The sequence below is a fragment of the Lederbergia sp. NSJ-179 genome, from assembly GCF_022867885.1.
Lineage (GTDB): Bacteria > Bacillota > Bacilli > Bacillales > Bacillaceae_C > Lederbergia.
This window is the reverse complement of the sequence record NZ_JALIFP010000006.1, coordinates 24,802-43,022: the sequence shown is the minus strand read 5'-3', so window position 1 is coordinate 43,022 and position 18,221 is coordinate 24,802. Positions and strand designations below refer to the sequence as shown.

Sequence of the window (18,221 nt, the reverse complement as noted above, 5' to 3'; positions counted from 1 at the left end):
AAGTGAATATTCTTACATGAACGTTCGGCGCAAAATACGATCCATATTCTTCAGCATAATGCCTGTCCCCATAGCAACGGCATCCATTGGGTGTTCCGCGATGAGTACGGGTACCTTTAGCTGATCAGCTAAAAGTTGGTCCATTCCATGAAGGAGAGCTCCCCCGCCTGTCAGCATAATTCCTCTGTCAATAATATCAGCAGATAGCTCTGGCGGGGTTTTCTCTAAGACCAATTTTGCTGCTTGCACAATGGACTCAATAGGCTCATGAAGGGCCTCTTCCACTTCCTTGGAGCGGATCGTAATGGTTCGCGGAAGACCTGTAACCATGTCTCGACCACGAATATCCATTTCTTCTTTACGAGAATCCGGAAATACAGTCCCAATATTAATTTTTATATTCTCGGCTGTGCGATCACCGATCAGCAATTTATATTCTTTTTTCACATAACTTAAAATTTCATAATCAAATTGATCTCCAGCCATTTTGATGGAAGATGATGTCACAATATCTCCCATGGATAAAACGGCAATATCCGAAGTTCCTCCCCCAATATCCACAACCATATTCCCACTTGGTTGGAAAATATCCATTCCCGCGCCAATGGCAGCGACTTTTGGCTCTTCTTCGAGATAAACCTTTTTTCCACCACTTTTTTCTGCTGCTTCTCGGATGGCTTTTTGTTCAACACCAGTAATATTTGTTGGACAGCATACTAAGATTCTTGGCTTTGATAAAAATCCTTTTACGTTTAATTTATGTATAAAATGTTTTAGCATGGTTTCTGTTACATCAAAATCGGCAATCACACCATTTTTTAACGGTCGAATGGCCGTAATATTTCCTGGTGTCCTTCCAATCATTTTTCTAGCTTCTTCACCCACCGCAAGTACCTTATTATCATTACGATCAATCGCTACAACGGAAGGTTCATTTAAAACGATTCCTTGTCCTTTTACATGGATTAATACATTGGCCGTTCCTAAATCGATCCCAATATCCTTTGCAAACATTTCGATTCCCTTCTTTCCATTTTAAATCCCTCTCTATGGGCTTATCTAAATTGTCTATTCTTATCTTCATAAAAAAAGTTCCTACTCATAAGACGAAATTTCCCTTGCAAAACCTTCACATTCATTCGAATAAAGAAACAGGTAAAAAGTCACATGGTATAATATTCCCTAATTGTTTATTTTACCATAATCCAGTTGTTTTTTCGTGCAATTTTTTAAATAAATTGATGTTTTTTCAAAATAAGAAAGGAAGGCTCCCTTAAGAGCTCTCCTATTTGATCACTTCCACTTCGAACTCGTCTGTTTTTTCTTCCTCCTTTCTGTATTTCTGTCTTGTCGCCTCTCCTCCCCGTAAATGTCTAATCGATTTATGATACTCTAAAATCGTTTTTACTTCATTCGCTAAATCTGGATTAATATCCGGTAGTCTCTCCGTTAGATCCTTATGAACGGTGCTTTTTGATACTCCAAATTCCTTCGCAATGACACGAACCGTCTTTCTTGTCTCCACGATATATCTTCCTATCTTGATTGTTCGCTCTTTGATGTAATCGTGCACACCTCTCGCCCTCCCTAAGTTGGATGTGAGGAGTGTGAAATGAGACTCGTCTTTTTAATATCATTTCTACATCTGCTCGCGTTAGGTTTCCTTCACCCTTTTCGCAACTGGTATTTGTTTAGTAAATTCTTTATTTGAAATCCCTTCTCTTTTTCTGGACTTAAGTAGGTCTTCAACGAAATGTAGCTGCCAATGAACGATCACTCACCTCAAACACTCACTATTTTTTTGTAGAGTTTGTATATACTATTTACATCTTTGAGGATATATGCTTAAATTACGCAATATACTTACGCTTTCTTTGTCCATAGTGTTTAGGGCGACAATTATCCGTCTCAATTTTCAAAGGCGGTTTCTGATATATTTCGAAAAATTATGCCTGATCATGCCATTATTTCCCGAGAAATGATGAAAATAAGAAAAGCGCAAGCGCCCGTTTAGCGACGTACAAACTTTTTAGGGGCCTGACGAGATAAAGGAAACACGATGAACCCGAAGGGTGAATCGATGTTGACTTATCATAGGAAGGCACCGAAAGTTTGCTAGTCGCTGGGCGCTGGAGCTAGATCCAACATTAGCCAATATTTATACTTTCCTACCCTGTAAGGAAAGCGCAAGCGCCTTGGTCAGCCCCGACAAGCAAATGTTCTGAGACAAGAAAAGTCCGGTTTTGACTTTTCTTGACTCAGGTTATTTGACCTCGAGGGGCTAGGCGCTGGAGCTAGATCCAAACATTAGCCAATTTTTCTTTCTTACCTTATAAGAAAAGACGAGCCCGATTGGACTCGTCATCACTTATATGTGTATTATTCTTGAATTTCTAGATTGGAAGTATCCTTCATTGGTTCATCACTAGAATTTGTTTCATCACTTGATTTTGTTTCATCACTTGATTTTGTTTGATCATCGGATTCTTCCATGTCTGAATCAGTTTCTTTCTCCATTGAGGAGTTGTCTTTAGATTTGTTCGTCTCTTCCTCCATTGTGGAGTTGTCTTTAAATTTGTTCGTCTCTTCCTCCATTGTGGAGTTGTCTTTCGATTCGTTAGACTTCTCTTCATGCATTTCCGAGTCGTCCTTAGATTCGTTAGACTTCTCTTCTGCATTGGAGTCAGCTTCAAGGGAAGTAACCGGTTGTCCAAAATAACTTTGAGGATTGACAGCTTGGTTATCTTTTCTAATTTCAAAATGCAAATGAGTTTTTGCAGCTTTATTTAGTTGACTTGTACCTGATGTTGCTAGTACATCCCCTTGTTTAACTGAATCTCCTTCTTGTACTTTGAAATTTTTGACAGATTGATAAACGGTGGTAACGCCTTTACCATGATCAATTTCAATCACATTTCCCAGTAAAGAATCATTGCGAACAGCTGTAACTTTCCCACTTAAAGCGGCAAGAACATTAAATTCCGAGTTGTCCTTTTTCGCAATATCGACCCCAAGATTAGGATGATATTTGTTTCCATCAACAATAAGTGCTGCTTCCAGTTCTTCTTCAGATGCATTAATATCAAAAAATTCCGTGACGTACTCCACTTCATCCTGATTTGCTACAGGCATGTCCACATTTTCTAAAGGTTGTGTGACTTCTACAGCATCGTCATTGTTGTTGTTGCCAGTTAAATTATCCGTATTATTTTCTGTGACGCCTGGCGGATCAGCTACTTTTTTATTTGCTGCCTGAAACCAGAAAATACCGGATATGAGCAAAGCTGCACTGGCAAGATAAATTGCTGGATATACCCACCGCTTTTTAAGGAACTTTTTCCATTGAGAAGATTGATTCTTTTCTTCCTCTCTCATTTTCATCACCTCTGTCAATCATTCTGAACAGGAAATGAAAATATTATACTCGTTTAAAACATTTTTTCTATTTATTTTTCGACAAAACGGTTAATTTATGCGTTTTTTTTTATTTATGGATAAAGATACCAGCTCATTATTTTTAAAACAGGTAAAATCTAGCCGTTTTTATCAATAAGAAAAGCTGAAGACCGCTATCAAGTCTTCAGCTCTTTCCCATTAAAATTGGGCTGCATACTTTTTATCAAATAATTGATTAGCCTCGGATATATGAATATCATGGTAATAATGCTGTACGATATCGCGGTAATTCTTCCCTTCTTTTGCCATTCCATTTGCACCATATTGGCTCATTCCGACACCATGACCATAGCCCTTCGTTATAATAGTAATGGAATCCCCACTGCGTGACCACTGAAAGTCTGTTGAACGTAGATTAAGTTTTTCCCTTACCTCTCGACCTTCAAATGTTTTATCACCAATTTGGACAGTGGCGACTTTATGACCAGATGTTTTACTTTTAATGGTTCCGACTTCCTTACTATCTCCAATATTGACCCCAAGCAGTTGTTCAAATTCCTTTACTGACAATTTTTTCTTACTTTCAAAATTGGGTGCTTTACTATCCCATGGACTTTCTACACTTTTTAAATAAGGTATTTTATCTTTCCAATATTCCTCTGAATTTTCTGTATATCCATTACTTGTAGAAAAAAACGAGGCCGTTATCGGTTTATCTTGATAGGTCAAAATTTCTCCTTTTGTCGCTTGAACAGCTTCTGAAACTTTTTTATATTTCCAAGCAAAATCTTTTCCCCATAATTTTTTAAGTTCATCACGATTTTTAAAAACTTGATGGGTTACAGTATCCGTTATATTGGCTCCTTCAGGTACCGTGTTATCCTCTGTGTGCAGTAAAAAGTTAACGACATATGTTCGAGCTGCAAGGGCTTGAGCCTTAAGGGCTTCCACTTCAAAATCGGCAGGCATTTCCACGGCCACAACGCCAGTGACATAATCCTCTAAAGGGAAGGTTTCAATTTTCTCTGTTGCGCTCCGAAAGACAGCCACATCTGGCTCAGGGCTATCCGCGGCTTTTTCAGGGGGGGTGGATTCCACAGCTTCATTTTGATGTGCCGTTTTCTCTTTGGCTGAAAACGAGACAACTAGGGAGGGTAATAGGAATGTTAATGTGATTAAAATTGTGGCGGAAATAAAAATAGGTTTTATCGACTTCATTGCTTATTCCTCCATGTCCATATTAAATTAACTGCCGGTATTCTTTTCCATATATATGGGGACGGACAAGCATTTATGTCTATTAACCTGGAAAGAAAGCGTACGGAAAGTAAAAGGAGTGCCTCTTTTAGAGACACTCCTTTTTGTCCTATTTCAAATTTCCGTGACTTTTGCAGGGATAATATCTGGCTCATTTTCCACTATTTTATCTGTCACTCTTTCGATATCGGCTCCAAGAGCACGCAATTTCAGATGAAAATCTAAATAGCCGCGATCTAAATGATGTAAATCAGTCACACGGGTATAGCCATCAGCAGCAAGCCCCCCTAAGATTAGCGCAGCGGCTGCGCGTAAATCAGTTGCCGCGACTTCAGCCCCCTGCAATTTGCATGGTCCTGTAATAATAACGGAACGTCCTTCAATTTTAATTTCAGCATTCATTCTCCGAAATTCTTCTACATGCATATATCGATTCTCAAATACCGTTTCTGTAATGATGCCTGTGCCTTCCGCATTTAAAAGCAATGCCATGATTTGCGATTGCATATCTGTCGGAAAACCGGGATGAGGCATCGTTTTGATATCAACGGCTTTTAATCGATCAGGCCCAATCACTCGTATCCCATTTTCTTCTTCAATAATGGTGACATTCATTTCCTCGAGCTTTGCAATAACAGATGATAAATGTTCAGGGACAGCCCCTTCTACCAATACATTTCCACCTGTAATAGCAGCAGCAGCCATGAAAGTACCTGCTTCGATTCTGTCGGGTATAATCGTGTGATCTGCACCATGTACCTTTTCGACACCTTCAATTCGAATGGTACCTGTTCCTGCTCCTTTTACAATGGCTCCCATCTTATTGAGGAAATTCGCAACATCCACAATTTCCGGTTCTTTGGCACAGTTTTCAATGATTGTGACCCCTTCTGCTAAAACGGCTGCTGTCATAATGTTTTGAGTGGCTCCAACACTTGGGAAGTCTAAATAGATTTTTGCGCCAGTTAAACGATCGGCTTTCGCCTCTATAAAGCCGTTATCCACTTTAACTGTTGCGCCCATGGCTTCGAAGCCTTTCAAATGTAAATCGATCGGTCTGGAGCCAATGGCACAGCCACCTGGTAAGGCCACTCTTGCTCTACCGATCCTTCCTAATAATGGTCCCATCACCTGTACTGACGCTCGCATTTTACGCATATATTCAAATGGAGCCTCAATATACAAATCATCCGTGGCATCAACTGTAATAGTTTCGTCTTTAAATTCTACATTAGCATTGAGATGGCGTAATACTTCGCCAATCGTATATACATCGGAGAGAGATGGAACATCCCGAATGATGCTTTTTCCCTCACTTGCTAATAATGATGCAGCGATCACAGGAAGAACGGCATTTTTTGCTCCTTCAACTTTTACTGTGCCGTTCAATCTGTTCCCGCCGCGGACGATGATTTTTTCCAAGAGAATTCCCCTCCGCGTCCGTAGTCCTTATATTAATATTCAATCGTCAAGATGGGTGTGCCGATCACAAGAATCGTTCCATTATCCCATTCACTATTTCTTAATCCCAATTGTATATTCATTTCTTGATTGGTTAATGCTAAAGATTGGGAAAAAAGAGAGGAATATGCCGATATGGATTGAAAATTCTTTTCCGTAACCGACTCAATTTCTTTCGCTTGTAAAGATTGCATTAAATCATTTAATGAATGCTTGGTAAATTCATCTATTGTTTCATTGAATTCGCCTTTAATACAAGAGAACAAAGTCGGTTCCCCACTAAAAAGAGTATTCATACGACGGCTAACGAACCCAGAAGCTTCAATCTTAGCTGCTTCGCTCCAGTCGCTTCCTTTCAATTCGTATGTAATAAATGATGGGGCATTTCCATGTTGATTGGTAATGACTTGAATCGTTTCGCTGTATGTCCCATAGTTGATGGTACCTTTCATCGAATTCCTTTCAAGTGTCCATTCCATCTCAGGAAATAGTTCTGTATATTGTTCTTTACTCAACTCTTTTTGAACAGGTTCTCTTGCATATAGAGACCATTCAATAATGGTTCCATCCAATTTTATTATTGAACTTGCTAAATCATTGATTTCAGTCAAATTTGTCTTTGCACTCAATTTATTCCCGTTAAATAATAGGATCAAACAAACGATAAACGCAGCACTTGTGATCACTAGCTTTAAAGTATTGCTTTTCATCTTCCATTCCCCCTTATTCATATTGTTTCCTGTTAGGGGGAAGGCATACCAATAATATAACGCAACATTAGACGTTTAATGACCTTTATTTTTGACAAAATTCGCACACACTATTACACATAATATACAATTGAGCGTGCTTTGCAAACAGGTAAAAAGACCCATTTCTTACATATAAATATTTAATACGGATTGGGTCATTTTCGTAGCCTTGGATGTAACGATTTTATTCTTATTATGTAGTTAAAAATACAAGAGGTTTCCGATATAGACTTATTTTTAAAAAAGCTTGTTCATCACTTAAAAAGTAATTGTAATTGTTGAGACCAATGCAAGTAATCAAGGAAGAAATTACTGACCGTGGCACCGATCACAATCGTCAATAGTACATAAAGAAGTCTTGCTTGAAAAACACGATTGACCCGAATGAATTTATCAAAATGAAGGGCTTGTAAAGCAATAAAAGCAATCCCAATAAAAAACAAATGAGAAAAAATATTAATGAGTGCCTGTTGCCCTAAATTTTCAAGCATATAAGAATACCTCCATTAAAGGTCCTGTTGTTTCGCCTGCATTAGTAGATCCTTGTACGTCGCAACGGTCTGTTTCGACCAACATCCTGTTCGCCTAAAAATGAACACCTTCTAATCAACCGATCAGAAGGTGTTAGATTGTTGGCCTTCATACATATTTCTTTAATGATGTTTGTAGACATCAATACGATTCATCGCACGCTTTAAAGCTAATTGTGCACGTTTAAAGTCCACATCATCCCGGTTTCCTCGCAAGCGGCTTTCCGCACGCTTCTTTGCATCCTCCGCACGGGCAATATCAATGCTTTCAGCTCTCTCAGCCGTTTGCGCTAAGATTGTAACTTTTTCTTGTTGCACTTCAACAAAACCACCATTGACCGCTACAAACTCCGTTTCATTGCCTTTATGGATGCGGACTGCACCAATTTGCAGGGGGGCAACCATCGGGACATGTCCAGGGAGGATCCCTATTTCTCCAGATTCCGCCTTCGTGGTGATCATTTCAACTGCGCCGTCAAAAACTGGGCCATCGGGAGTAACAATATGAACTTGCAATGTATTCATGATATTCCCTCCCTATTTTTAAACTTCTACGCCCATTTCCTGTGCTTTTTTAATCGCATCTTCGATTGGTCCGACAAGACGGAAAGCATCTTCAGGTAGATGGTCATACTTTCCTTCCAATAACTCTTTAAAGCCTTTTACGGTGTCTTGAACAGAGACGTAGGAACCAGGTTGTCCAGTAAACTGCTCGGCTACGTGGAAGTTTTGCGATAAGAAGAATTGAATTCGGCGTGCACGAGCAACAACCAATTTATCTTCATCTGATAGCTCATCCATCCCTAGAATGGCGATAATATCTTGTAGCTCACGGTAACGTTGTAGAGTTTGCTGAACTTGACGTGCAACCTCATAATGTTCTTCTCCTACGATGTCTGGAGACAGTGCGCGTGAGGTAGATGCAAGTGGATCCACTGCAGGGTATATCCCCATTTCGGAAAGCTTCCGTTCTAGGTTTGTAGTGGCATCCAAGTGAGCAAAAGTTGTCGCTGGTGCCGGGTCTGTATAGTCATCCGCAGGAACGTAAATCGCTTGGATGGATGTAACGGATCCAACATTTGTCGATGTAATTCGTTCTTGCAGCTGCCCCATTTCAGTGGCTAATGTTGGCTGATAACCAACAGCAGAAGGCATCCGGCCTAAAAGGGCTGATACTTCAGATCCAGCCTGTGTAAAGCGGAAAATATTATCGATAAAAAACAGAACGTCTTGTCCTTGTTCATCACGAAAATATTCTGCCATCGTTAGTCCTGTTAAAGCAACACGCATACGCGCACCTGGTGGCTCATTCATTTGTCCGAAGACCATCGCGGTTTTATTTATAACGCCGGAGTCCTTCATTTCGTAATAAAGGTCATTTCCTTCCCTTGTACGCTCTCCAACGCCTGCGAATACAGAGATACCACCATGCTCTTGGGCGATATTATTAATCAGTTCCTGAATTAATACTGTTTTTCCTACACCTGCACCACCAAAAAGACCGATTTTCCCCCCCTTAATATAGGGAGCTAAGAGGTCAACAACTTTAATTCCTGTTTCCAAAATTTCAACCTCTGTCGATAATTGGTCAAATTTCGGTGCATCCCGATGAATGGGATCTCGGCGTACATCACTGCCCAATTCTTCACCCAAGTCGATATTTTCACCTAAAACGTTGAAAACTCGACTAAGAGTCACATCACCAACAGGTACAGAAATAGGTCCACCTGTATCAATGACTTCCATGCCACGTTGCACTCCATCTGTCGACGCCATGGCAATTGTACGGACAGAGTCATCTCCTAGATGAAGGGCTACTTCTAGTGTTAAATCAATATTTACTTCAGATTCCGTTTGCGCTTTGTATGAAACCTTGAGCGCATTATAGATATCAGGAAGCTGGCCGCTTGAGAATTTCACATCAACGACCGGTCCCATTACTTGTAGAACCTGTCCATTGTTCATCTTTTCCCCTCCTACCTGGGTTTTTTATTACGAAACAGTCTATTCTAAAGCCGCGGCTCCACCAACAATTTCGGTGATCTCTTGTGTGATCATTGCTTGGCGGGCACGGTTATATGATAATGTCAACTCATCAATAAGTTCTGAAGCATTATCTGTGGCACTCTTCATGGCAGTCATTGTTGCTGCGTGTTCACTAGCCTTAGCATCTAGAAGGGCCCCGTAAATTAAACTTTCAGCATACTGAGGGAGCAATACCTCTAAAATCTCCTCAGGTGATGGTTCATATTCATATGACATTAATTTCGTAGAGGAAGCAATGTCCGTGAGCGGAAGAATTTTCTTTGCTGTGACTTCCTGGGTCATCGCACTTACAAAATGATTATAATACATATATAATTCGTCAAAGGTTCCATCCGAGAACATTGCCACTGTTTTATTTGTAATCTCCATTATATCGGAAAAATTAGGCTGGTCTGGTAATCCATTGATTTCCAGCACAACATTCCTATTGTTTTTCAGGAAAAAGTCTCGTCCCATACGTCCGATCGCAATGATCGCATAGTCATCCTTCGACTTGTGCCGTTCTTGAATTTTCATATTGACTGCCCGCAAAATACTGCTGTTATAGGCACCGCATAAACCACGATCTGCTGTAATCACTAAATAGCCCGTTTTTTTCACTGGCCGTGATTCAAGCATCGGATGACTCACATCTGTGCTGCCTAATGCAATACTTGCAACAACTTCCTGAATTTTTTCCATATAAGGAACAAACGACTTCGCATTCATTTCAGCACGGTTTAATTTAGCTGCCGCAACCATTTGCATTGCCTTTGTAATATGACTAGTTTTTTGCGTCGAGGTAATCCGAGATTTAATCTCCCGTAAGGAGGCCATCTATGTTCACCATCCTTTCCCAGATTTTGGGACTCATAGTAAGTGGAACACCTTTTTCAAAAATTGTCCCACTTAAAAATGAACCCACGATTCGATCATTATCATTTACTCGCTTTTAGCGAAGGTCTTTTTAAAGGAATTAATCGCATCTGCCATTTTGTCGGCATCTGGAAGGGCTCCAGTTGTACGGATTTCTTCCAATAGCTCTGCACGATTATGATCCAGCCAACTGAATAGAGAATCTTCAAAACGAAGAATGTCTTCGACTGCTATATCATCAAGAAATCCTTGTGTTAATGCGTATAGGATCATCACTTGCTTTTCTGCTTTTATTGGCTTATTCAAATCCTGTTTTAACACTTCAACTGTACGTTGTCCACGGGCTAACTTTTCTTGAGTCGCTTTGTCAAGATCTGAGCCAAATTGGGCAAATGATTCGAGTTCACGATAGGAGGCTAGGTCAAGGCGCAAGGTTCCTGCTACCTTTCTCATCGCTTTAATTTGCGCAGCTCCCCCTACACGTGACACGGAAAGTCCGGCATTTATCGCAGGACGTACACCTGAGAAGAACAAATCAGATTGCAAGAAGATTTGCCCATCTGTGATGGAAATAACATTTGTCGGGATATAGGCAGAAATATCACCTGCTTGTGTTTCAACAAATGGAAGAGCAGTTAGAGAACCTCCTCCTTTTGCATCACTAAGCTTCGCTGCACGCTCTAGTAAGCGGGAGTGTAGATAGAAAACATCCCCTGGATAGGCTTCACGACCTGGAGGACGGCGAAGCAATAAAGAAAGTTCCCGATAAGCAGCCGCCTGTTTCGATAAGTCATCATAGACAACAAGGACATGCTTACCGTTGTACATAAATTCTTCTCCCATTGTCACCCCAGCATAAGCAGCTAGATACAAGAGCGGTGCTGGTTGAGAAGCAGAAGCTGTCACAACAATTGTATAATCCAGTGCTCCGTGCTTACGCAGCGTTTCAACGGTTCCACGTACAGTCGATTCCTTTTGTCCGATCGCCACATAGACACAAATCATGTCTTGGTCTGCTTGGTTCAAAATAGTATCGATTGCTACTGTTGTTTTCCCAGTTTGACGATCCCCAATGATTAATTCCCGTTGTCCACGACCAATTGGAACAAGGGCGTCAATCGCCTTAATTCCCGTTTGCAGTGGTTCATCAACCGATTTACGGTCCATAACCCCAGGTGCAGGAGATTCAATTGGGCGTGTTTTCGTCGTATTGATCGGACCTAGTCCATCTAAGGGCTGACCAAGTGAATTCACGACACGGCCAATCAATTCCTCCCCAACTGGGACTTCCATGATCCGACCTGTACGTCTTACTTCGTCCCCTTCACGAATATCTGTATAAGGACCTAGGATAACGACCCCAACGTTCGACTCTTCAAGGTTTTGCGCCATTCCCATGACGCCATTAGAGAATTCAATCAGTTCTCCTGCCATGACATTGTCCAGTCCATACACGCGGGCAATCCCATCCCCGACTTCGATGACTGTACCAACATCACTTACTTCCATATCAGACTGATAATTCTCAATTTGCTTTTTTATCAGCGCACTGATTTCCTCTGCATTGATGCTCATGAATTTCACCCCTCATTTTCAAAAAACTTCATCAAGTCGTTAATGTTCGTGCAAGGCGATCTAATTGCCCACGAAGGCTGCCATCAAAGATACGATTTCCAATTTGAACTTTGATTCCACCGAGTAAATCTGAGTCCACAATATTTTCGATATTTAAAGAACGTCTACCCACTTTTGCAGCAAATGTAGCTGAAATCGCCTCTGTTTCCGATGCTGTTAACGCTCGGACAGAATACACCGTAGCTTCTGCTACTCCATTGTCTTGATTGGCATAATCGATAAAGGCATTCGCCACATCTACTAAGTGATTATGACGATTTTTATCAATCAAAAGCAAGATGGTATTGACAACAGTTGGAGATAGCTTGGCAAACACTTCTTTCGCAACATTTTTCTTTTGCAAAATCGTTAGGTTAGGAGAAGAGAACAATGAAAGCAAGTCTGGATTGTCTTTTACCGATCGGCGAACAACACGAAGTTCTTCTTCCCACTTGTTTACCTGATTTTGTTCTTTGGCTATCTTGTATAACGCCAAAGCATAGCGCTCTGCGACAACATTTCGGCTCATCTTACTCTCCTGCCCTTTGAACGTATTCATCGATTAGTTTTTGTTGATCTTCTTCATTCAATTCTTTCTCAATTACTTTCGAAGCAATCATAACAGATAGTGAAGCTACTTGTTCCCGTAAAGCGGTAATCGCCTGTTCCTTCTCCTGTTCGATTTCGATCCGAGCGGATTCTTTCAACCGTTCGGCTTCTTGTCGTGCCATTTTAATGATCTCTTCACGTTGCACTTCACCATGCTGTTTTGAATTCTCGATCATTTCTTGTGCTTCTTGACGAGCTTCTCTTAATAGCTCTTTTTGTTGTTCCAAGAGGTTATTTGATTCAGCTCGGTTTTTTTCTGCCTCTTCAATTTCAGTGGCAATATATTCTTCACGCTTGATCATTACACCCATTAATGGACCCCAAGCGACTTTTTTCAATATAAACATTAATACTAAGAACGCTACCAAGGTGAAAGCAATATCTCCACCATTAAAGACCTGTCCTAGCACTAGACTATTCGCAAGCATTGTTTGCTTCACTCCCTTCAAAATCAAGGCAACCACTTTCCAAAAAAGGTATGGTCCATTTTGTAAATAAAGCAATGGCGAAGTATCTATGTGAGCTTCGCCATTTTTATCCTGAATGAACTGGCAGGATGGCCCTCACTGACTGAAGTTTCACTTTATCTAGTCAATGAACTCCGCCAGTTAATATAGACGGGCTATTATTATTGAAATAGAAGGAGCCCGCCCTATTAGTAGCTGGAATATCTATTATCTTCCTTGAAGCATAAACGCAATTACGGCACCCATGATTGGTATCGCCTCAACGATCCCAACACCAATAAACATTGTTGTTTGAAGCATACCACGAGCTTCTGGCTGACGCGCCATTCCCTCAACTGTTTTCGAAACGATCATACCATTACCAAGGCCCGCTCCTAGAGCTGATAAGCCAATTGCGATTGCTGCTGCGATTGCATACATTAGAATTTTCCTCCTCATTATTTATAAAAAATTATGATTTCCGTTGCTAAGAACGGGTATATATTAATGGTCAGAACTCACTTTATGCGAGATATAAACCATCGTTAACATAGTGAAAATAAACGCTTGTAATGCACCAACAAAGATACTAAATCCTTGCCATGCCATTAGCGGTATAAAACCACCAATTTTCCCTACCCATCCAGTAGCTGCTAATGTTGCCAATAAAGTGATCAAAACTTCTCCAGCAAAAATGTTACCATAAAGACGTAACCCTAGGCTGATAGAGTTGGCCACTTCTTCAATAAGTTTGAAAGGAAACATAAATCCTACTGGTCTAAAATAATCTTTGCCATATTCTTTGAACCCTTTAATTTTAATCCCATAATAGTGCGATAAGACAATCACCATCACAGCAAGAGTTAAGGTTACTACGGGGTCAGCTGTTGGTGATTTCCACCAAAGATTATCATGAACAACGACGGCTAATGGCAAACCTAGCATATTGGCTACGAAAATAAACATAAGCAGGGTGATCCCTAAAAGATGAAAATTACCGCCGGTTTTCCAATCCATATTACTATTAATAATGCCTTTTACGAAGTCCATAATCCATTCCATAAAATTCTGCATGCCTGTCGGTTTCATTTCTAATTTCCGTGTGGCAATGACAGCGATTAGAATGACGATGATTGCCGTAACGGTAATCATCAGTACATTAGAAAGATTAAACCAAAGCCCCGCTATTTTATATAATGGTGCTTCATGTTCCAAATCAAATTCACCTCTCTTCCACTTACTTTCGGGGTTTAAATTTCTGAACAATAAAATCTATCATAATCACTGCATAAGCAGTCACTATTCCTATTATAACACTTGTCATATGAAAAACATGTTCAAATTCCAATGCGATGAATACTACTAAAATGACTGCAGCCATTCTAGTCAAAGTTCCGATTCCATATACCTTTTTATCTTCAGACATTGCTTGTTCAATTCGGTTTGTTTTCCGATACAAATTCCAATGGTTGAAAAGACTTACAGAGGTTCCTAGTATCAGACCCATAAATATAGCCTTATATTCTGTAAAACCCCATCCTAGGACATAGATGGCTAGCAGGTAGATTATATATTTACAATGTCTAATAAAAACTTGTTGGAGTTCCGGCATATAGATATCTCCCAAACTTGTCGAACTTTGGAGGCTGAACTGCAAAAAATATGACCTTTTTGAAAAAATTCGGAATCCTTGAAAATGGTCTCATCCTTCATATATAAAGTGAATTCGGCTGTTACCCACAGCCTTTTTTTAGCATACAATAGCACTATATTAAAGTCAATCAATTTTCTATTAATTTAGTATAGATGCTTTTTCCTTTTTTCTATATTCGTTCACAAAATGACCATAAACTCCCACATGATTAAAATGACATCGCTCTAAAAGGCGCTGGTCTTCCATTGATTGGATTAAAATGATATAAAATGGCTTCACAGATTCTCTCGGAGGCTTTGCCATCCCCGTAAGGGTTAGCTGCATGAGCCATTCGAGCGTATTCCTCTTGATTGGTTAGTAATTCATCTGCCAGCGTAAATATCCTTTTTTCTTCTGTACCGGCAAGCCTTAATGTCCCCGCTTGAATCCCCTCCGGCCGTTCTGTCGTATCCCGTAACACAAGGACTGGAACCCCTAGTGAAGGAGCTTCTTCTTGAACACCACCTGAATCAGTTAGGATTAAATAGGCACGATTTGCAAAATTATGGAAGTCTATTACATCTAAGGGGTCAATCAAATGAATACGATTATTTTGACCAAGAATTTCATGGGCTAATTCCTGTACAATTGGGTTCAAGTGAACAGGATAGACGACTTGAACATCGGAATGTTTATGTACAATTCTTTTGATCGCTTGGAACATGTTTTTCATTGGTTCTCCCAAGTTTTCCCGTCTATGTGCCGTCACTAAAAGAAGGCGATCATCCGCAATTCGATCAAGTATCTCGTGATGATATTCTTTTTTGACTGTTGTTTGTAAAGCGTCAATCGCTGTATTGCCTGTAATAAAAATGCTCTCACTTTGTTTATTTTCATTTATAAGATTATTTGCTGCAGCTTCTGTTGGAGTAAAATGCAGATCAGCGATCACACCTGTTAATTGCCGATGGATTTCCTCAGGGAATGGAGAATGCTTATTCCAAGTTCGCAAGCCTGCTTCAACATGTCCCACCTCGGTTTTATTGTAAAACGCCGCAAGACTGGCAATAAAACTAGTAGATGTATCTCCATGAACAAGAACAATATCTGGTTGGGCTTCCTTCATAATCTGGTCTAAACCTGCTAAAGCACGGGTTGAAACATCAATTAAGGTTTGGCGATTTTTCATAATGTTTAGATCATAATCTGGTTGAATATTAAATATTTCTAGCACTTGATCAAGCATTTGCCGATGCTGGGCGGTAACCGTCACAATTGATTCAAATTGATCTGATCTCTTTTGAAGCTCAAGAACGAGAGGAGCCATTTTAATTGCTTCCGGCCTTGTGCCAAATACGGACATGACTTTTATTTTGGTCTTCATTGTCATCCCTCCTTTTTTTCTGAAAAGCAATGTATTCCACTCCAAGGGTGGTACTAGATCTTCAAACGTTTTCAAAGGGATATAAAAATTAACCCGGCAGAAATCCACGGGTTTAATTTTAGGTGTTTTACTTTGTTCCAAATAAACGATCTCCGGCATCTCCAAGTCCAGGTACTATATAGCCTTTTTCGTTCAGTTTTTCGTCTAATCCTGCAATATATATATCGACATCAGGATGGAGCTTTTTCATTTCTTCGACACCTTCTGGAGCCGCAATGAGGCACATGAATTTAATATTTTTCGCCCCGCGCACTTTTAATGAATCGATCGCAGCTACGGCTGATCCACCCGTCGCAAGCATCGGATCCACAAGAATTAATTCTCGTTCGTGAACATCACTTGGTAATTTCACATAATATTCCACAGGTTTTAGTGTTTGGGGATCTCGATAAAGACCTATATGGCCTACTTTTGCGGCAGGAATTAAATTCAATATTCCATCCACCATACCAATCCCAGCACGAAGAATAGGAACAATTGCTAACTTTTTCCCTGATATCACTTTAGCTTTGGCAGTTGCAACAGGTGTTTCTACCATAACTTCTTGAAGCGACATTTCTCTCGTAATTTCAAACATCATCAATGTTGCTACTTCATCTACAAGCTCCCGAAATTCCTTCGTCCCTGTGTTCTTATCCCGAATATATGTAAGTTTATGTTGAATAAGAGGATGATCGAACACATATACTTTGGCCATGGTATCTCTCCTTTGATTTAGATGTTGCCGAATCATGCGATTTTTTATCCGCAGTTTCGACAATCCTTTGATTATTTTACAGAAAAGAATGAGACAGAGCAAGGGAAATTAATGGAACTCGAGACTCTATTAGGCATGAAAAAATCCGCCCCCCTTAAGGGAAACGGATTTTACTGTTTTTATTCATATAACGGAAATTTTGCGGTTAAGTCTGCAACACGTTGGCGCGCTTCTTCAAGTTTGGCTTCATCTTCGTGATTTGTTAATACCAATCCGATAAGCCCAGCAATTTCGTCCATCTCTTTAAGGCCAAATCCACGAGATGTTACAGCAGGGGTACCGATCCGAATTCCACTTGTTGTGAATGGACCTTCTGGATCAAATGGGATCGTGTTTTTATTCACAGTAATTCCAACGTCATCCAATACCTTTTCTGCTACTTTTCCTGTTAATCCTACAGAACGAAGATCAAGTAGAAGCAAATGATTGTCTGTTCCATCAGATACAAGCGTCAATCCCTCTTTTTTCAAAGCTTCACCAAGACGTTTTGCATTGTCAATCACATTTTGACTGTACGTTTTGAAGTCCTCACTTAATACTTCCCCAAAGGATACCGCTTTTGCTGCAATCACATGCATAAGTGGACCACCTTGAATTCCAGGAAAGACCGATTTATCAATTTTTTTGGCGAATTCTTCCTTACATAAAATCATTCCACCACGTGGACCACGCAAAGTTTTGTGAGTAGTAGTCGTTACGAAATCACAATAGGGAACGGGGTTAGGATGATGGCCTGTTGCAACTAGTCCCGCAATATGTGCCATATCTACCATTAAGTAGGCGCCTATTTCATCCGCAATCTCACGGAATTTTTTAAAATCAATTGTACGCGGATAGGCACTGGCTCCTGCTACAATTAATTTCGGCTTATGTTCCAAAGCCTTCTTGCGCACATCTTCATAATTAATATAATGCGTTTTTTCGTCCACACCATATTCGACAAAATTATATTGAATGCCACTGAAGTTTACAGGACTTCCATGGGTTAGGTGGCCCCCATGAGAAAGATTCATCCCAAGGACTGTATCTCCTTGCTCCAACACCGTTAAGTATACAGCCATATTCGCCTGTGCCCCAGAATGCGGCTGAACATTAACATGGTCTGCGCCAAAGATTTCCTTTGCACGGTCACGGGCAAGGTTTTCAGCGACATCCACATACTCACAGCCTCCGTAGTAACGACGACCTGGATATCCTTCTGCGTATTTATTTGTTAGGACAGACCCCTGAGCTTCCATTACAGCAGGACTTACAAAGTTTTCTGACGCAATCAATTCAATTTTTGTCCGCTGACGTTTTAATTCATTTTGAATCGCTTCATACAACTGTGGATCTTGTTTGGCGATAATGCTCATATGTCACTTCCCCCTATTATTTGGCGATATTGATATTCTATCATGTAGAAAAATCCTTGCAAGCAA

The 18,221-nt window shown here is 40.3% G+C and carries 19 protein-coding genes; all 19 read right to left on the bottom strand.

The window, feature by feature from the left end; all coding sequences use genetic code 11:
- Nucleotides 1-12 precede the first annotated feature (12 nt).
- Entirely contained in the window at nt 13-1,014 is a 1,002-nt protein-coding gene (gene mreB, locus MUB24_RS06615; protein WP_244702498.1) for a rod shape-determining protein, read from the bottom strand.
- Nucleotides 1,015-1,285: 271 nt separating this feature from the next.
- Complete coding sequence (gene spoIIID, locus MUB24_RS06610; RefSeq protein WP_244702497.1) at nt 1,286-1,573, bottom strand: sporulation transcriptional regulator SpoIIID; 288 nt, start codon at nt 1,571-1,573, stop codon at nt 1,286-1,288.
- Between the two features lie 806 nt (nt 1,574-2,379).
- A complete protein-coding gene (gene spoIIQ, locus MUB24_RS06605) occupies nt 2,380-3,375 on the bottom strand; it encodes a stage II sporulation protein SpoIIQ (RefSeq protein ID WP_244702495.1) in 996 nt (331 codons plus the stop codon).
- Nucleotides 3,376-3,594: 219 nt separating this feature from the next.
- Nucleotides 3,595-4,614 (bottom strand): stage II sporulation protein D, encoded by a 1,020-nt coding sequence (gene spoIID / locus MUB24_RS06600; protein ID WP_244702493.1) that lies wholly within the window; start codon nt 4,612-4,614, stop codon nt 3,595-3,597.
- Nucleotides 4,615-4,767: 153 nt separating this feature from the next.
- The gene (gene murA, locus MUB24_RS06595; protein WP_244702491.1) at nt 4,768-6,075 is read right to left on the bottom strand and encodes a UDP-N-acetylglucosamine 1-carboxyvinyltransferase; all 1,308 of its coding nucleotides are present in this window, start codon (nt 6,073-6,075) and stop codon (nt 4,768-4,770) included.
- 32 nt (nt 6,076-6,107) lie between these two features.
- Nucleotides 6,108-6,824 (bottom strand): YwmB family TATA-box binding protein, encoded by a 717-nt coding sequence (locus MUB24_RS06590; RefSeq protein WP_244702489.1) that lies wholly within the window; start codon nt 6,822-6,824, stop codon nt 6,108-6,110.
- A gap of 296 nt (nt 6,825-7,120) precedes the next feature.
- Nucleotides 7,121-7,357: a DUF1146 family protein gene (locus MUB24_RS06585; RefSeq protein ID WP_244702487.1), complete on the bottom strand. Its 237-nt coding sequence runs from the start codon at nt 7,355-7,357 to the stop codon at nt 7,121-7,123.
- Nucleotides 7,358-7,519: 162 nt separating this feature from the next.
- A complete protein-coding gene (locus MUB24_RS06580) occupies nt 7,520-7,921 on the bottom strand; it encodes a F0F1 ATP synthase subunit epsilon (RefSeq protein WP_244702485.1) in 402 nt (133 codons plus the stop codon).
- A gap of 18 nt (nt 7,922-7,939) precedes the next feature.
- Nucleotides 7,940-9,361, bottom strand: a complete 1,422-nt coding sequence (gene atpD / locus MUB24_RS06575) for a F0F1 ATP synthase subunit beta (RefSeq protein WP_244702483.1) — start codon at nt 9,359-9,361, stop codon at nt 7,940-7,942.
- 39 nt (nt 9,362-9,400) lie between these two features.
- Nucleotides 9,401-10,258, bottom strand: a complete 858-nt coding sequence (locus MUB24_RS06570; protein WP_244702480.1) for a F0F1 ATP synthase subunit gamma — start codon at nt 10,256-10,258, stop codon at nt 9,401-9,403.
- Between the two features lie 105 nt (nt 10,259-10,363).
- The gene (gene atpA, locus MUB24_RS06565; RefSeq protein ID WP_244702479.1) at nt 10,364-11,872 is read right to left on the bottom strand and encodes a F0F1 ATP synthase subunit alpha; all 1,509 of its coding nucleotides are present in this window, start codon (nt 11,870-11,872) and stop codon (nt 10,364-10,366) included.
- A gap of 31 nt (nt 11,873-11,903) precedes the next feature.
- Nucleotides 11,904-12,440, bottom strand: coding sequence for a F0F1 ATP synthase subunit delta (locus MUB24_RS06560; RefSeq protein ID WP_244702477.1), 537 nt, complete (start codon nt 12,438-12,440; stop codon nt 11,904-11,906).
- A 1-nt stretch (nt 12,441) separates the two neighbouring features.
- Entirely contained in the window at nt 12,442-12,948 is a 507-nt protein-coding gene (atpF, locus tag MUB24_RS06555; protein ID WP_244702475.1) for a F0F1 ATP synthase subunit B, read from the bottom strand.
- Between the two features lie 246 nt (nt 12,949-13,194).
- Nucleotides 13,195-13,407: a F0F1 ATP synthase subunit C gene (gene atpE, locus MUB24_RS06550; RefSeq protein WP_244702473.1), complete on the bottom strand. Its 213-nt coding sequence runs from the start codon at nt 13,405-13,407 to the stop codon at nt 13,195-13,197.
- A gap of 63 nt (nt 13,408-13,470) precedes the next feature.
- Nucleotides 13,471-14,181 carry a F0F1 ATP synthase subunit A gene (gene atpB / locus MUB24_RS06545; RefSeq protein WP_244702471.1) on the bottom strand — a complete coding sequence of 237 codons (711 nt, stop codon included), beginning with the start codon at nt 14,179-14,181 and terminating at the stop codon, nt 13,471-13,473.
- Between the two features lie 22 nt (nt 14,182-14,203).
- Entirely contained in the window at nt 14,204-14,578 is a 375-nt protein-coding gene (locus MUB24_RS06540; protein WP_244702470.1) for an ATP synthase subunit I, read from the bottom strand.
- 250 nt (nt 14,579-14,828) lie between these two features.
- Complete coding sequence (gene wecB, locus MUB24_RS06535; RefSeq protein WP_244702468.1) at nt 14,829-15,983, bottom strand: non-hydrolyzing UDP-N-acetylglucosamine 2-epimerase; 1,155 nt, start codon at nt 15,981-15,983, stop codon at nt 14,829-14,831.
- A gap of 127 nt (nt 15,984-16,110) precedes the next feature.
- On the bottom strand, nt 16,111-16,740 hold the full coding sequence (gene upp / locus MUB24_RS06530) for a uracil phosphoribosyltransferase (RefSeq protein WP_244702466.1): 630 nt from the start codon (nt 16,738-16,740) through the stop codon (nt 16,111-16,113).
- Nucleotides 16,741-16,919: 179 nt separating this feature from the next.
- On the bottom strand, nt 16,920-18,155 hold the full coding sequence (locus MUB24_RS06525) for a serine hydroxymethyltransferase (RefSeq protein WP_244702464.1): 1,236 nt from the start codon (nt 18,153-18,155) through the stop codon (nt 16,920-16,922).
- Between the last annotated feature and the right edge of the window lie 66 nt (nt 18,156-18,221).

What these genes read in the sequence shown, in the direction of transcription:
- mreB (WP_244702498.1), bottom strand. Translation starts at nt 1,014, where the DNA reads ATGTTTGCAAAGGATATTGGGATCGATTTAGGAACGGCCAATGTATTA.
- spoIIQ (WP_244702495.1), bottom strand. Translation starts at nt 3,375, where the DNA reads ATGAGAGAGGAAGAAAAGAATCAATCTTCTCAATGGAAAAAGTTCCTT.
- spoIID (WP_244702493.1), bottom strand. Translation starts at nt 4,614, where the DNA reads ATGAAGTCGATAAAACCTATTTTTATTTCCGCCACAATTTTAATCACA.
- MUB24_RS06590 (WP_244702489.1), bottom strand. Translation starts at nt 6,824, where the DNA reads ATGAAAAGCAATACTTTAAAGCTAGTGATCACAAGTGCTGCGTTTATC.
- MUB24_RS06585 (WP_244702487.1), bottom strand. Translation starts at nt 7,357, where the DNA reads ATGCTTGAAAATTTAGGGCAACAGGCACTCATTAATATTTTTTCTCAT.
- MUB24_RS06580 (WP_244702485.1), bottom strand. Translation starts at nt 7,921, where the DNA reads ATGAATACATTGCAAGTTCATATTGTTACTCCCGATGGCCCAGTTTTT.
- atpD (WP_244702483.1), bottom strand. Translation starts at nt 9,361, where the DNA reads ATGAACAATGGACAGGTTCTACAAGTAATGGGACCGGTCGTTGATGTG.
- MUB24_RS06570 (WP_244702480.1), bottom strand. Translation starts at nt 10,258, where the DNA reads ATGGCCTCCTTACGGGAGATTAAATCTCGGATTACCTCGACGCAAAAA.
- atpA (WP_244702479.1), bottom strand. Translation starts at nt 11,872, where the DNA reads ATGAGCATCAATGCAGAGGAAATCAGTGCGCTGATAAAAAAGCAAATT.
- MUB24_RS06560 (WP_244702477.1), bottom strand. Translation starts at nt 12,440, where the DNA reads ATGAGCCGAAATGTTGTCGCAGAGCGCTATGCTTTGGCGTTATACAAG.
- atpF (WP_244702475.1), bottom strand. Translation starts at nt 12,948, where the DNA reads ATGCTTGCGAATAGTCTAGTGCTAGGACAGGTCTTTAATGGTGGAGAT.
- atpE (WP_244702473.1), bottom strand. Translation starts at nt 13,407, where the DNA reads ATGTATGCAATCGCAGCAGCAATCGCAATTGGCTTATCAGCTCTAGGA.
- MUB24_RS06540 (WP_244702470.1), bottom strand. Translation starts at nt 14,578, where the DNA reads ATGCCGGAACTCCAACAAGTTTTTATTAGACATTGTAAATATATAATC.
- wecB (WP_244702468.1), bottom strand. Translation starts at nt 15,983, where the DNA reads ATGAAGACCAAAATAAAAGTCATGTCCGTATTTGGCACAAGGCCGGAA.
- upp (WP_244702466.1), bottom strand. Translation starts at nt 16,740, where the DNA reads ATGGCCAAAGTATATGTGTTCGATCATCCTCTTATTCAACATAAACTT.
- MUB24_RS06525 (WP_244702464.1), bottom strand. Translation starts at nt 18,155, where the DNA reads ATGAGCATTATCGCCAAACAAGATCCACAGTTGTATGAAGCGATTCAA.